The 15,300-nt window shown below is 50.2% G+C and carries 12 protein-coding genes; 10 read left to right on the top strand and 2 right to left on the bottom strand.

Annotation, left to right across the window (positions count from 1 at the left end):
• Positions 1 to 1,241, bottom strand: a 1,241-nt coding sequence (gene dgoD / locus O3C43_21265) for a galactonate dehydratase (GenBank protein MDA1069024.1), incomplete at its 3' end; no start/stop codon positions are given.
• 44 nt (positions 1,242 to 1,285) lie between these two features.
• Entirely contained in the window at positions 1,286 to 2,125 is an 840-nt protein-coding gene (locus O3C43_21260; protein ID MDA1069023.1) for a phytanoyl-CoA dioxygenase family protein, read from the bottom strand.
• A 289-nt stretch (positions 2,126 to 2,414) separates the two neighbouring features.
• On the opposite strand from O3C43_21260, the gene O3C43_21255 reads away from it, so the two are divergent.
• From O3C43_21255 to O3C43_21210, 10 genes are all read left to right on the top strand, one after another.
• Positions 2,415 to 3,404, top strand: coding sequence for a C4-dicarboxylate TRAP transporter substrate-binding protein (locus O3C43_21255; GenBank protein ID MDA1069022.1), 990 nt, complete (start codon positions 2,415 to 2,417; stop codon positions 3,402 to 3,404).
• 280 nt (positions 3,405 to 3,684) lie between these two features.
• Positions 3,685 to 4,164 carry a TRAP transporter small permease gene (locus O3C43_21250; protein ID MDA1069021.1) on the top strand — a complete coding sequence of 160 codons (480 nt, stop codon included), beginning with the start codon at positions 3,685 to 3,687 and terminating at the stop codon, positions 4,162 to 4,164.
• Between the two features lie 2 nt (positions 4,165 to 4,166).
• The gene (locus O3C43_21245) at positions 4,167 to 5,450 is read left to right on the top strand and encodes a TRAP transporter large permease (protein MDA1069020.1); all 1,284 of its coding nucleotides are present in this window, start codon (positions 4,167 to 4,169) and stop codon (positions 5,448 to 5,450) included.
• Positions 5,451 to 5,583: 133 nt separating this feature from the next.
• Complete coding sequence (locus O3C43_21240) at positions 5,584 to 7,254, top strand: glycoside hydrolase family 32 protein (GenBank protein MDA1069019.1); 1,671 nt, start codon at positions 5,584 to 5,586, stop codon at positions 7,252 to 7,254.
• A gap of 18 nt (positions 7,255 to 7,272) precedes the next feature.
• A complete protein-coding gene (locus tag O3C43_21235) occupies positions 7,273 to 8,634 on the top strand; it encodes a sulfatase-like hydrolase/transferase (GenBank protein ID MDA1069018.1) in 1,362 nt (453 codons plus the stop codon).
• A 121-nt stretch (positions 8,635 to 8,755) separates the two neighbouring features.
• Positions 8,756 to 10,522, top strand: a complete 1,767-nt coding sequence (locus tag O3C43_21230) for an arylsulfatase (protein MDA1069017.1) — start codon at positions 8,756 to 8,758, stop codon at positions 10,520 to 10,522.
• 38 nt (positions 10,523 to 10,560) lie between these two features.
• On the top strand, positions 10,561 to 11,547 hold the full coding sequence (locus O3C43_21225) for a family 43 glycosylhydrolase (GenBank protein MDA1069016.1): 987 nt from the start codon (positions 10,561 to 10,563) through the stop codon (positions 11,545 to 11,547).
• A gap of 137 nt (positions 11,548 to 11,684) precedes the next feature.
• Positions 11,685 to 13,097: a sulfatase gene (locus O3C43_21220; protein MDA1069015.1), complete on the top strand. Its 1,413-nt coding sequence runs from the start codon at positions 11,685 to 11,687 to the stop codon at positions 13,095 to 13,097.
• A 281-nt stretch (positions 13,098 to 13,378) separates the two neighbouring features.
• Positions 13,379 to 14,617 (top strand): twin-arginine translocation signal domain-containing protein, encoded by a 1,239-nt coding sequence (locus O3C43_21215; protein MDA1069014.1) that lies wholly within the window; start codon positions 13,379 to 13,381, stop codon positions 14,615 to 14,617.
• 384 nt (positions 14,618 to 15,001) lie between these two features.
• Complete coding sequence (locus tag O3C43_21210; GenBank protein MDA1069013.1) at positions 15,002 to 15,196, top strand: hypothetical protein; 195 nt, start codon at positions 15,002 to 15,004, stop codon at positions 15,194 to 15,196.
• Positions 15,197 to 15,300 lie beyond the last annotated feature (104 nt).

Raw genomic sequence — 15,300 nt, 5'->3', positions numbered from 1 at the left:
GCCTGAACTACGAACCAAAAAAAAGAAAACCTTCCTTCCGGAAGGCTTTTCGAACAGGGTCTAGCTAGGATATCCTCCCGTAGATCGGTTCCCCAGCCGGGTCCGGCAGGTGGGGTGCCATAACCGTCTTCTACCACAATGGGGTTGGTCAAGACTTCATTGTAGCGGTCAAAGAATCGAAGAATCAGCTCCTGCATAAAGCAGTTGTTTATCATCATATCCAGATGCAGGCTCGCGATGGTGGAAATGGGGCCATTGGAGTTGTGCGGAGCAAGCGTTACATAATAGGTTTCCGCCATCGCGGCTATCTTCTTGAGTTCTGACAATCCTCCGGCATGGCAAATATCGGGTTGGATAATATCCACCGCATTCTTTTCCAGGACTTCGCGAAACTGCCAGCGTGTATACAGCCGTTCGCCAACTGCAATGGGAACGCGTGCCTCTCGGGCAAATTTCACCAAAGTGGTTGAATTATCATAGAGAATAGGTTCCTCCATGAACGCGATATCGAGGGGCTCCAGTTTCTGGGCAACCCGACGGGCACCCCAGATGTTTAACGCGTTTCGGATATCTACCCCGATTTCAATATTCGGTCCTACGGCTTCTCTTATCGCGGCGACACGATCCACACCCAGTTGCATGCGTTCGGGTGTTATTACCTGCGGGCCGCCGAAGGGATATAACTTCAGGCACTTGTATCCCTTTGCCACCGTCTCCTTTGCTTTCTGGGCCAAATCTTCCGGTGAACTGCCTTCGAACCATCCATTGGCGTACAACTTTACTTTGTCGCGCACCTTGCCGCCCGCGAGCTCATAAACGGGAACTCCGAGGGCCTTTCCTTTGATATCCCACAAAGCTAGGTCGATCGCACTGACCGCACTCATGGTCACGGCGCCTCCTGTCCAGGTCACGCGCCGGTGCAACGAGGTCCAGATGTGCTCAATCTGAAATGGATCCTGACCAATCAGAAACTTCTTAAACGATTCGATCTCCGCCATTACGCCTGCATCTTTTTCCTGCAAGCTGGCTTCTCCCCAACCATAGAGTCCGGAGTCCGTGGTGATTTTTAGAAAAATCCAGTTCCAGCCACCGTCACGGGGTGGGGCGGACCGCACCATTTTTAGATCGGTAATTTTCATTCCGCTCCTCGAAGAGTGGGCGGCTGCTTTCGTATCGTGGATACCCAGGGTGGTTGCGGCAGCTGTGGTTGAGGCAGCCATTAGGAATCGGCGTCGGTTCATTGGTTGGTTTCGGTGCATCGTCTATTAATACTTCCTTTGTTTACTTACTTCTCAGGCTGCTCGTAAGCACCCGTATTTTTACGCGTTCCAGCAGCGTGTTCGTGGGCAGTTCGAAGCTGGGCCTCAACTGCGACGTCCAGATCGTCTGAATCTGGAGGACCCTGCATAAGATTAAAATGCCCATACGTATCTTGCCCGCGAACAAGAATGACAGGTTGGTGGTAATCGTTGTGCTTCACCGAAGGTGTCATGTAGCGTGCTACAAAACCGATGCGTTTCTTCTCGCTGGAATTCGGCAGTGACCCGTGCACAATGTTGACGTGGTGAAGCGACATTTGACCGGGAGCCAAAATCACATCGGTGGCCTCGTCGTCCGATACTTCGACGGCAATTTCCTGCCCACGACTGAGTAGGTTGTTTTCGGCATAGGTGTCGCGGTGAGGCTGGATGGTCATCTTATGAGATCCCGCTGCAACGCGCATGCAGCCGTTGTCCATTGAGCTTTCGGTCAGGGCGATCCAGGCGGTGACTACGTTTCCTGAATCGAGGCCCCAATAGGTAGCGTCCTGGTGCCAGGAAATGAATCCGGGATCGTGTGGTCGTTTGGCAAATACACTGGTCGCCCACAACAATACATCAGGTCCCAGAATAGATTCCACTGCGTCCAGCACCTTGGGATGAGTCACCAGGTCGTAGGCCCAGCGGAAGTTCAGGAACAGCTGGTGAAAGTCTACGGTTTTGGGCTTACCTCCCATGCGCTGTTCTATTTCACTGAGTCCGTTTGCCATCCTGGAAACTTCGGCTGGAGAAAGTACATCGATGGGAAAGAGGATACCGTCGCGTTCGTAAGAGCTAACTTGTTGTGGAGTGAGAGTTGGGGGCATTTTGGTGTAGAGTTTTTTGGTGAGTTTGGAGTTTCGGGTGGTTTGCTAGTTAGCCGGATTCAATTATCCGAGTCAAGGGGTAGGAGTAAGCATGTTCGCAACCCGTGCAATAAAAAGGTAGGGCGAGAGCGTCCTCGCTCCGCCGCCTAACGCGCAGAAAATACACGGCACTGCGAGGACGCAGTTGCCCTACCGCTTTAGTTACAAAGAGATAATCTAAATAACTGATAAGGGCGACGTATGCGACGGTTGACCTGGTGGTTGGTCTTGTGGATTATGCATGTACTGAATGGACTCTAACTTTTTTCAAATATCTATTCGTGTATTGCTGGCATGCTTTGTTTTAGCGACTTCCGCTCTGCGGGCTGAGAAATTCACCTTGAAGCTGGGGCATGTTCAATCCTCGGATGAACCCATTCACGAATCGTTTCTTCATTTTGCGAGCCGGGTGGAGGAGAGAAGTCAGGGGAGGGTGGTCGTTCATGTCTACGAAGCTTCGGCGTTGGGTACCAATAAGGAAGTGTATGAGCTGGCCAGACTGGGAGCCTCGGTAATCGCCAACGTTGATTCGGGTTATCTCTCGGACTACCTGCCGGAAATTGGAGTATTGGCGGGCCCCTATCTTTTGAAGAATACCAAGGATTACGATAAGGTGACGAAGTCCGAATGGTTCCGGGAGCAGATGGATGACTTGTATGAGAAAGGATTCAAGGTCATTGCCTTAAATGGTTATTTTGGAGCCCGGCATATTATTTCCAGTAAACCCATACGAAATCTGGATGATTTTTCGGGTCTGCAAATTCGAATTCCTCCTAACACGATCTGGGTAAAGACTTTTCAATCCTTGGGAGCAAATCCGACCACCTTGGCCTGGGCTGAAGTGTATAGTGGCCTGGCGCAGGGTGTTGTTGATGCTGCGGAAGCACCCCTGGGTTCCCTTATCGGATCCAGGCTTTATGAACATCAGAAAGTCCTGTCCACAACCGGGCACTTTAAGCCTTTTGTCGGGATGGTACTGGGTCGCAGATACTGGGAGACGCTTCCGATTGATGTGCAGGAGCTTTTGATGGAAGAAGGGGAGGCATGGGGTGAGTTTTTGACTGACTTGTCTGTTTCTTCTGAGGAAAAACAGCTGGATTTTCTCCGGTCAAAAGGTGTCCAGATTGTGGAAGACATTGACTATCCTTCCCTACACCAGGCAACGGAAACGGTGTATCTGACGAATCCCGATTGGAGTCCGGGGCTCCACGATCAAATTCAAGAGATTCTGAACCGATGACCCCAAAGCGTTTCAAATGCCTTCGAAAGTGCAGGCAATAATCAATTTAGAATCTTTGTGTAATGAGGATTAAAATCGGATATGGAAATCTGAAAGAAAGTGGTCTCCCAGAAAAAGCACATTCGAAGGCTAAATTCGACATGCACGAAGAGCTGTGTTCCAGCCAGCAAACCGTTTGGTCACGTAGTTTTCTACGCTCCCGCTCTTGCTTGCAGACTGCGCCTTGCTCTTCATTACATCTCGAATTTTTGAAACGCATTGGTAAAGTCAATATCTAGCTATGAAGAATATTCTTGGGAGATTATTTTGGAATCTTGATACCTTCCTGAGCTGCGTTGCTTTGGTCGTAGTTATTCTGAGCGTCAGCTATGGTGTGCTGATGCGTTATCTGTTTGGTGATCCGCCAGTCTGGACCAATGAGTTGGCAGCGATCGCTTTTACCTGGCTGGTGTTTCTTGGTGCCAGCGTGGCGTTCAGAAAGAAGATGCATATTGGAATTGATTTGTTGGTGAATCATTTATCACGACAGGTTCGATGGATGGTTGGTTTAACGGCCCATTTTATACTGTTGGTGTTTTTGGGATACATGGTGGTGTACGGAGTCATTTTCTCAATTGAGTCTTTTGCGCAACCAACCTCCATTATGAGGCTTCCGAACACCTGTTTCTACTCCGCGGTGCCCGTAAGTTTTGCCCTGATGTTGATGCATCAGTTTACCATCCTCAGGGGTCATGTCCGAATCCGATTGGGGGAGCATTGATGATGGAGTATTTACCCATCCTGCTTCTCTTTCTTCTGTTCGCCATCAACGTTCCGGTTGGTTACTCCATTGCTATTAGTTCGCTGGCCTACTTTCTCTACACCTCGGGGTTACCTCCGGCTGTATTTGTGCAAAAGATGGTTTCCTCTACTCATTCATTTCCTCTGCTGGCCGTACCTTTCTTTATCACTGCAGGTGTGGTCATGAATTACGGTGGAATTACGAAACGGCTTATGGCCCTGGCCGATGCATTAACCGGACACATGAGCGGTGGGCTGGGGCATGTGAACATCGTTCTATCGACCTTGATGGGAGGGCTGTCGGGTTCAGCCAATGCCGATGCAGCCATGCAAAGCAAAGTGTTGGTTCCTGAGATGATCAAGCGGGGATATGACAAAGAGTTTTCCACAGTTGTTACGGCCTGCTCCTCCGTAATTGCCCCCATTATTCCGCCGGGAATTGGTCTTATCCTGTATGCCTATTTGGCCAATGAATCGGTTGGGCGGCTCTTTCTCGCCGGCATCATTCCTGGGATCCTACTCTGTTTCGGACTGATGTCCGTCGTCAGTATGATTTCCAGGAAACGAGGCTACGGCTCAAGTAGAACGGAAAGAGCCAGTTGGAGTGAAGTGGCCATCGCATTCAGAAGCTCTGCCTGGGCATTGGTCATACCGGTTGGTATTATCAGCGGCATTCGATTTGGCCTGTTCACTCCGACCGAGGCTGGAGCGATAACGGTTATTTATTCTGTACTGATAGGTTTGTTTGCCTATGGTGATCTCAAGCTCTCACACTTTTCCGCCATATTGCAGGAATCCGTTTTGAGTATCGCAGTGGTCATGCTCATCATTTGTGCATCCAACGCGTTTGGGTTTTATATGACCTGGGAGCGGCTTCCCATGAATTTTTCCGCTGCCATTGTGGAGTTTACGTCCAATCCATACGTGCTGCTTTTGTTAATAAACTTGTTGCTGCTCGTTGTTGGCATGTTCGTTGAGGGCAGTGCAGCGTTAATTTTGCTAACTCCCTTATTGGCTCCAGTAGCCAAGTTATTGGGAATCGACCTGGTTCATCTGGGAATTGTTATGGTCCTCAATCTGACCATCGCGGGTGTTACTCCACCCTTAGGAACCTTGATGTACACGTCGTGTTCCATAACCGGAGTCAGCGTCCACAAATTTACCAAGGAAGTGATTCCGTTTCTGGTGGTTCTTATTCTGATCCTTTTTCTTGTGACCTTCATGCCTTCGCTGGTCTTGATGCTTCCGGACTGGCTTATGAATTAACAGCGGGTCATTTTGTTCTGATTCAACGATTTTTGTAATCGAGTAAACAGAGGTTGTGATGGAGGCGATTCCGGTTCTCAATTATGGAAGTATTTGCAATGAAGAATTTGGAAACAAGGGAAGGAACGAACTCATGAAAAAATTATGGATACCGCTATCGTTGATAATTGGGATGACATTCTCAGCCGTGTCATTTGCGCAGACCGGGCCGGGTAAGAATGCTTCTCCGGTACCCAGGTATGTCTTTGGTGATACATTGGAAGAACAGGAAAAACAGTTGGCGGAAAATCCGTTGCTGGAACGGTTTCGGATTTCGCGGGCGGAGCTTCTGAAGGATCCGCACTATCCTCGTTATCATTTCAGCAGTCCTGAAAACCGGCTCAACGATCCCAATGGTCTTAGTTTCTGGAATAGCAAATGGCATATGTTCTACCAGGGTTATCCACCGGAAGATCCTCGTCAGCATTGGGGGCATGCTATCAGTGACGATCTGATTCACTGGCGTGATTTGCCTTATGCAATTTATCCTGACCCGGAACGTGCCTGCTTCTCGGGTACGGTCTACATTGAGGAGGATCGGGCCATCGCCATGTACCACGGAACCGAAGTCGGTTCGATGGTCGCAACTTCAAATGATCCCCTTCTGCTCAACTGGGAAAAGGTCACTGGCCAGGCCGTGATTCCCGAATCGGTTGCCGGTCCGCCGCCGCTGCCAAACCGCATCTTTGATCCATCTATTTGGAAAGTTGGGGATTACTACTACGCCCTCACCGCCGGCCAGAAGCCGGACGGACCAGGAGGGAAATGGGTACGCGCGGAATATCTCCATCGCTCGAAGGATCTCGCGAACTGGGAATATATGCATCAATTCCTGGAAGGTGACCGCTACGGAATCGTTGGCGACGACGGAGCCTGTCCCTACTTCTGGCCGATTGGTGACGACAAGTATATCCTCATTCACTACAGCCACACCAGCGGAGGAAAGTGGCTCCTTGGAGACCTCGACAAGAAGCGTATGAAATTTGTAGCAACTGACGGTGGTGACTTTAACCACGGTCCATCCGGACCGGGAGGGGTGCACGCTCCTTCCGCTTATCCAGATGGCAATGGTGGGATCAATGTCATTTTTAACATGAATCCTGCTTATCCCAGTAAGGGTTGGAACCAGCTCATGTCGCTAGCGCGAAAGATTACACTGGCACCGGATGATCCCTTCGATCCGATCCGGCAGGAACCGATTGGAGATTATGCCTCACTCCGAGGAAAACACGAACGTGTTAAAAATCTCAGCTTGCCGGCCAATGAGGAGGTGGTCCTGAAAACAATCTCTGGAAACACGCTCGAACTGATTGCGGAGATTGATCCCAAATCTGCCCAGGCAATCGAGATCGAGTTGTTGCGTTCGCCCAATGGAGAGGAGCGTACACGCTTGGTCATTCAGCCTGAGCGTGGGAATGCTCCTCGCATTTTTGGAATGATGGAACAACGAGCCCGTCGGAGTTCTGGTGCCGTCATGTATGATACCGTGGTCACGCTTGACAACTCGCGTTCCTCCATCCTTCCCCAGGCGCAATCCCGTCCTCCGGAGGTGGACAGTTTTATGCGAGAGAAAGGCGAGCCGATCCGACTGCATGTTTTCATCGATCGGAGTGTGGTCGAAGTCTTCGTGAACGGAAAAGCCTGTGTTGCTGCACGCGTTTATCCTGGTCGAGAGGACAGCTTGGGCGTTTCGTTTCGGGCACAGGGTCAGGATGCGAAGCTGGTATCATTAGATGCCTGGCAAATGGGGAGCATCTACGACTAAGAGTCAGCAGCGAAACTCATGAAACGAATCATACTCAGTCTCCTTTGTGTTTTAATCAGTTTTACATGCCTGGCCACTGATCGCCCTAATATCCTTATTATTTTCACCGACGATCAGGGCTACGGGGATGTTGCTTGCTACGGCAATGAATTGATCAAGACGCCTCGCCTTGATCAACTGGCTCGAGAAGGTACGCGCTTCACTGATTTCTACGCTCAACCGGTATGTGGACCTTCGCGTTCAGCACTTTTAACGGGTCGCTATCCCATTCGCAGTCAGGGTTGGTCGATGCCTGCCGATGAAATCACTTTCGCGGAACTGTTGAAACCCGCTGGCTATCAGACAGCCTGTATTGGCAAGTGGGATGTTTCAAACCGCAAGGCAATCCTGGATCGTATGCCGAATGCCCAGGGATTTGATTATTACTTCGGTCCACTCGGAGCGAATGATGGTGGCATTGTAGCATTTCATCACAACAACGAGCCTGCAGGTGAGACCCGGGATATGGGCAGCCTGACTCGACTGTATACCGACAAAGCAATCGACTATTTGGAAAACCAAAGGAAGTCAGATCAACCCTTCTTGCTGTATTTGGCGCATACGATGATGCACACCAACATCGATGCCTCTCCTGATTTCAAAGGAACCTCGGCGGGAGGCCTTTATGGGGACGTGGTTGAGGAATTCGATTTTGAAACCGGGCGACTGCTGGACCGCCTTGATACTCTCGGCTTACGCGAAAGTACTTTGGTCATCTTCACCTCGGATAATGGTCCCTGGAGTCAACCTCGGTATTATTTGGCCAAGATGGGTCGCATCGGTAGACCTAACAGCAGTAATCCAAACTGGTATATGCCGGCCGGCACCATTTTCTGGGGCGATCCAGGACCCTTACGAGGAGCCAAGGGCTCTGCATACGAGGGGGGCTCTCGAGTTCCTTGCATTGTTCGGTGGCCGGGAAAAGTTCCGGCTGGCCGCAGTTCGGACGCGCTCTGGAGCACGATAGATTTTCTACCGACCTTTGCATCTCTGGCGAGTGTTGAGGTGCCAATGGATCGTGTGATTGATGGTGAAAATCAAAAGGATTTGATTTTTGGGAAAGTAGACCAAGGGCGCGATTCCTTTGTTTATGATCAGGTCTCTCAAAAGGATATTCCTTATATGGCTATTGGTATTCGCAAGGGTAAATGGAAGTTGTTACTTCCAGGTAGAAAACCATCGGAGCCTCACAGATATGTAATGGATTTTGGAACCAACGACTACGAACTCTACAATCTGGAATCTGATATCAGCGAACGCTGGAATCTGGCCAGTGACTACCCAGATATCGTCAAGGAGCTCGAAGCCGAGCTCGAACATTTTAAAGCAACAGTGAAATAAGATACCCTCTAGTGGGTGGGCAATCGCATTACAAAAAATAACTGTATTGAAACCAACAGCAAGTGTGTCTGGAATGGCCTTATTGGTCACTCAAGCGAATTACTAAGGAAAGAATATTACTATGAGAATAAGCCCCAAAACCGTTTTGTCTGCAGTCGCTCTTGTAATGGCTGTTTTGTCATTATCAGCTCGCCCAAACGTTATCCTGATTATGACCGATGATCAGGGCTATGGAGATTACAGCTGTCACGGGAATCCCTTGTTAAAGACACCGGCTCTGGATAAACTGCATGCAGAGAGTATCCGACTAACCGATTTCCACGTCGCTCCCATGTGCACGCCGACACGGGGCCAGTTAATGACGGGCATGGATGCTATGCGTAACGGTGCCACGGCGGTTTGTCAGGGACGATCTATGATGGGCAACGGGATCAAACTTATGCCTGAGTATTTCGCCGAAGCCGGTTATGCGACCGGGCATTTTGGAAAATGGCACCTGGGTGACAGTTACCCACATCGCCCGCAGGATCGTGGTTTTCAGGAGACCTTGCATCACATGGCTTGGGGGATTACTTCTTTGGCCGACCATTTTGGAAACTCCTACTGGGATCCCTGGTTGAGACACAATGGGTCCGAAAAACAGTATAAAGGCTACTGCACGGATATCTTTTTCAGTGAAGCCATGGCTTGGATGAAAAAGCAGAAAGAAAAGGACCAACCGTTCTTCCTCTACCTTCCTACCAACACCCCGCACGTACCTAATTGGGTCGATGAGGAGTACTCAAAACCCTATGCAGATGTAGGTACCTTCAACGGGGTGGAAGTCCCGGCTGATTTTTATGGCATGATTGCCAACATCGACGAAAACATGGGAAAACTGGATGCCTTCTTGAAGTATGAAGGGCTGAAGGACAACACCCTGCTTATTTATCTGAACGACAATGGTAGCCAAAGCCAAGCCGCCTCGGAAATCTACAACGCTGGAATGCAGGGTTATAAGCGTGGCATGCTGGATGGTGGTCACCGAGTGGGATGTTTCTGGCGCTGGCCCAATGAACTCAAATCCGACAAAGACATCAACGACCTGACCCAGGTGCAGGACATCCTGCCTACACTGGCTGAGTTGTGCGATTTGCCAAAGCCCTCTTCGGAAATCAACGGAACCAGTCTGGCAAGACGGCTGCAAGGCAAACAGTCCAAACTGGATGATCGCAAAATTGTAATTCAATATTCCAATCGCGAAGTCTCGGCTATTCGTTGGGATCATGCGATTGTGCTCTGGGATAAGTGGCGTTTGGTCGGTCCCGACAAGCTTTACAATATCGCGAACGATCCCCATCAGGACAGCAATGTGATTCAGCAGTTTCCAGATGTGGCCGATGCTATGCGTGAGCACTACGAAGCATGGTATGCCGAGGCCAGAATACGGTTCGACAAACCGCGCTATATAACCGTTGGAAGTGATACCGATCCGAGTCTAATGTTGTATGCCAATGATTGGCAGGGAGGTTATTGCGACAATCCTCCCAATCTGGTTGCCGCTGATACCACTGGCTACTGGGACATTGAGGTCGCGCAAGCAGGCACCTACGAATTTGAACTCCGACGCTGGCCGGAGTTAGCCAACACGCCGCTTAGCTCTGGTGTGAATGGTGAAAAGGTCACATCCTACAGGCCTTATACCGGATACGTCGGAGCGCGGCCTATTCACTACGCCAATATTCACGTTGCTGGATTTCAGGAAACCAAGGTTCCGGCGAAAGATGCGACCCATGTTACGTTTACATCCAAGTTGGGAGCCGGCAAAACCAAGTTGAGTACCCTGTTTTCGGATATCGATGGCAACCCGTTGTGCAGTGCGATTTATGTGAAGGTTACGCGTAAGTAGCCTCCAAAGTCTTTCTTCTTTTTCTGGTTCCCAAATTGATGATCAAAACAATAGTAGAAACACGGCTGAGAACATCTGTGGTTATGATGGTGGCGATTCTAGTCGCCTGCGCTGCTCCAGGGCATAAGACCGTGTTGGCTGCAGAGATACCGGAAGAGTTGATGGAAGTGACGGATAGAGAGGTCTATGTGAAGGAACTCGATGTACCTGATAAGCATCATCATGACCCGTCGAATATTATCAAATACAACGATAAATACTATCTATGGTACACCCAGCATCCGAAGGTGACGAACGGCTGGGAAGGTCACATTCGCCTGGCGACCTCCTCCGATGGCCTGGATTGGACCGCCCAGGGCGTCGCCATTCCTGTTGGAGAAAATGGCGATATAGATGATAAGGCCGCCATCACGTCTTATGTGGTTCCGGATGATGGGAAGTTCTACCTCTTTTACACGGCCTACGGAAGTGCTGCAGAACTGAAAGGCATAACCTATGCCGTTGCAGATACGCCAGATGGCCCATGGAAGAAGTCAGGTAAAAAGCTCCTGTGGCCCAATGGCAACAAGGAGGAATGGGACGGCGTTCACATTGACGATTCCAATATCATCTTCTTCGACGGCAAGTGGTTTCTCTATTACAAGGGGAGACCTTTTGGAGTCGCAGCCTCAGATACGAAAATTGGGGTGGCAACTTCTGATAATCTTCTTGGACCGTACACGAAATATGAAAGGAGTCCCGTTTTCCCTGGCCATGCCTTCACAACCTGGGTTCACCGCAACGGTGTAGCCGGTTTTGGGTACGGTACCTTTTGGTCTGAAGATGGGTTCACCTTTGTAAAGACCTCCGATTGGACTCCCAAAACGGTGGGGCTTTATTGTCCTGAGAATTTTGGAAATGGAATCAATAACAGCGGCGTATTCTGGGGGATGAAAGTGAAGTTCCCTGAGGACAGATGTCGGTATATTACTCGGATGGAACTTCCAATACTTGATCTTTCAAATTTGAAAATGACAGGCAAATAGGAAGTCGGATATCCTGGTGAAATGAGAAATTTAATTTATAACGAACCCAGTCATAAATGAACCTGAAATCGTCTACAAAGACTCTAACAACTATCTCTTTGTCTCTGTGCCTCGTTGCGAGTCTCCTATTATTTCCAATGTTCGTAACAGCGAAGGAGCAACCCGACGTTCTCTTCATCGCGATTGATGATATGAATGATTGGACAACCCTCTTCGATGAGGGGAATCCGATTCAGACGCCTAACCTGAAACGCCTGGCTGAACGCGGCACGTTCTTCAGTCGTGCCTACTGTGCTTCACCGGGTTGTAATCCGTCTCGTACCGCCATCATGACCGGCTACCGGCCAACTACTTCTGGTGTTTACGGTAACCGAACAGCGTGGGCGGAGATTATTCCGGATGCGATAACGATTCCCAAATACTTTGAACTGGAGGGCGGATACGCCACACGTGGAGCAGGAAAAATTTTCCACCATGGTGCAACTGGAAAGGAGCCGGAAGGAAAACCTGCTTTCCAGGAGTTTTTTAAGAAACTCGATATTCGCGGTCCTGGTGTCGGGAAAAACTACAATGGTTACAAACCGGATTCGAATCCACGTCTTGGAGCGCTCGCGTTCGATTGGGGCGTTCATGATCAGAAGATGATCGATGTCGACATGTGCGAATATGTCGAAGAGCAAATGGAGAAGTCCTGGGATCAACCTCTGTTTCTCGCAGCAGGTATCTTTAATCCCCACCTGCCATTCTACGCGCCGCAGGAAACCTTCGATCGCTACCCGTTCGAAACGTTACGAATGCCTCCCATGCCCGAAGGCGATTTAGATGATGTTGGTGAGATGGCCCGACGTATGGTGCGAAAAGAATATTGGATCTGGGATAATACCACCGCACAACCCAAAGGATCGGTGGGAAGCCTGCAACGCATGGTGCAGTGCTACCAGGCTGCGACTGATTATGCCGATCAGATGGTAGGCCGACTACTCGACAAACTCGATGCCACCGGCCGCGCCGACAACACCATCATCGTGCTTTGGTCCGACCATGGTTACCACTTGGGAGACAAGGAAGCATGCGTGAAATTTACCCTCTGGGAAAAGGCAAACCGCGTTCCGTTTATCATCGTTGCACCCGGAGTTTCGAAGCCGGGTAGTCGCATAGACCAGCCCGTCGGACTCATCGATATTTACCCGACGCTGCTTGAACTGGCCGGTCTTCCTCCTAAAGCGGACAACGACGGATTGAGTCTCGTGCCCTTATTAAAGCACCCAGAAGGGAAGTGGGTCCGCCCCGCCCTCATGAACGAAGGGCCGGGCAACCACGCTGTCCGTTCTGAACGCTGGCGTTTCATTCACTATAACACCGGGGAGGAGGAACTCTACGATCACCTAAACGATCCCTGGGAGCACACCAATTTGGCAAGCAACCCGAGCTACGCAGGCATCCTCGCCGAGCACCGAAAATGGCTGCCAGAGAGTGAAGCACATGGCGAAGCCATGGACCACCTGCTCAATCCACCTCCGCCACCGGGATTCGGATTGCCGAAGCAGTAGTGCCGATCGGGTATTGAGGTTGAGCACTAGTCGAGAGTACAGAGCTGACGTAGTTTTGGGTTCCCTTCAACGGTATCTGCCTGACACAATATGAAATATGAACATTGACCCTTTTGGCTGCCTTTTGACCCTTTTGGCTGCCTTGACCCTTTTGGCTGCCCCTTTTGGCTGCCCGGACCCTTTTGGCTGCCCGCGGAAAGCGCTTCCTAAATAGCACTAACTGCTGATCAGATGGAGTGTAGGCTTGATTGAAAAGTATTTTCCCGGCATACCATGGATGTATGAACCGACGTCGATTTTTGCAAGGCCTTGCTGTAGCCGGAGCAGCCTCAACTATTAAGCTCCCTTCCGTCTTGAGCGCACAAGATGCTGGGGAAGTACCCAAAATAAAAATTGTTTCCGTAGACGCTTATCCGGTGAGACTGTGGGAACGAACTAACCAGGGCGTTTTGCCCAAGTTTGAATCGGATTACGATCCCAGGCGTTGGGGTTACGGGGGACCCTTCTCTCAGTTGGCGGGTGCGATCATGGTGGTTATCAAAACGGACCAGGGGATAACCGGGTATGGGTTTGGCGCAGGCGGATCTGTCGCAGTCGAGATCATTCACGGGCACCTCAGGCATCTGTTGGTTGGGACCAACCCGCTCAACGTGGAAATGCTTTGGGACCAGATGTATTCCTCGGCTCTGCCGTATGGCCGCCGGGGAGTCTTTGTCATGGGTTTGAGCGGGGTCGACAATGCACTCTGGGATATATTGGGTAAATTTACCGGCCAACCGGTTTACCGCTTATTGGGTGGAGCTACAAAAGAACGGATTCCCATTTATCAGACTGTGGTGAATGAATCGGCGATGGATGCGGCCCTGGCCATGGGGGTTAAGCATTTCAAATTGCCTATTCGCGACGGCTTGTTTCATGGCAAGGAGGGAATGAAGCGAACGGTAAAGCTTTTAGAAGACGCTCGCAAGGTTATCGGTCCGGATTGTTCATTGATGATCGATTGCAGCTCTCGTTGGAACGATGTGGACTATACCATCGAAATGGCCAAACGGCTTGAGGAAGTAAAGCTCTACTGGATTGAAGAACCCCTTTCGCCGGATAACCTGGAAGGTTACGAACAATTGGTATCCAGGATCGAAAGCACCAAGATCGCCAGCGGGGAGCATGAATATACGCGTTTCGGATTTAACGAGCTGATTCGACACAAGGCAGCTGATATTCTGCAGCCCGACGTAAGCTGGTGCGGTGGAGTGACCTCCTTGAAGAAAGTGGCGGCCATGGCTGCTGCGCACGGCCTGGAATTTACCCCACACCGAGGTGGCAGCCTTTACGGGCTACCGCTCTGTTTGTCCTCCACCCGTTGTCAATGGGCTGAGAGCTTCGGAACCAATGATTCAGGCACAGAACTGATGGAAGCCATGACTTCGCCTTTCAAGGATGGACATTACTACCCTTCGGAAAAGCCAGGGTTTGGAACGGCGTTGACCGAAGCGATCGTGAAGAAGCATGCGCTTAAGTGATTAGGGTCCATGGTGTCACCACCATGGCCTTTGTAGCGAGGCTCGTGAGAGCATCGACCGATCCATCCTTGGTTGCAGTCTTTTGGAATGAGAATGAGCCTAATTCTAGTAATTGCCCGCTGAGTATTATTAGTTTACCCCAGCCAACTTTCTACTACCCATGGACCATCACCCAGAAAAACATACAACCAATAGGGTCGATGTTCATATTTCATATCCAAAATTATTTCAAAATAACCTAAGTCAGATTTGCCGACGTTAGAATCGGATTTGAGCAACAGTTCCTCATATTTCAAATCTAAGACTATTACAGATTAACCTGAGTCAGCACAGCTCGGCAACCATGCCATCCGATCCGAACGCTGGCGTTACATACTCTACAACTTGGGAGATGAAGAACTCTACGATCACCTAAACGATCCTTGGGAGCACACCAATTTGGCGAGTAACCCGAACTACGCGGGCATCTTCGCCGAGCACCGGAAATGGCTGCCAGAAAAAGAGGCCCCTGGCGAAGCCATGGACCACCTGCTCAATCCACCGCCCCACCGGGAGCCGGTTTGCCGAAGCAGTAGGTAATCTTAGTCGTGATTATTTGCGTGATTGAAATCTGGGTAACCGTTCACGGGGTATTCAAAAGGACAGCATCGGCAGATGCAAGCGTTGATCGGTGAGTCGGTGGA

The sequence above is a fragment of the Verrucomicrobiota bacterium genome, assembly GCA_027622555.1.
GTDB lineage: Bacteria > Verrucomicrobiota > Verrucomicrobiia > Opitutales > UBA2995 > UBA2995.
This window is presented reverse-complemented; position numbering and strand designations above follow the sequence as displayed.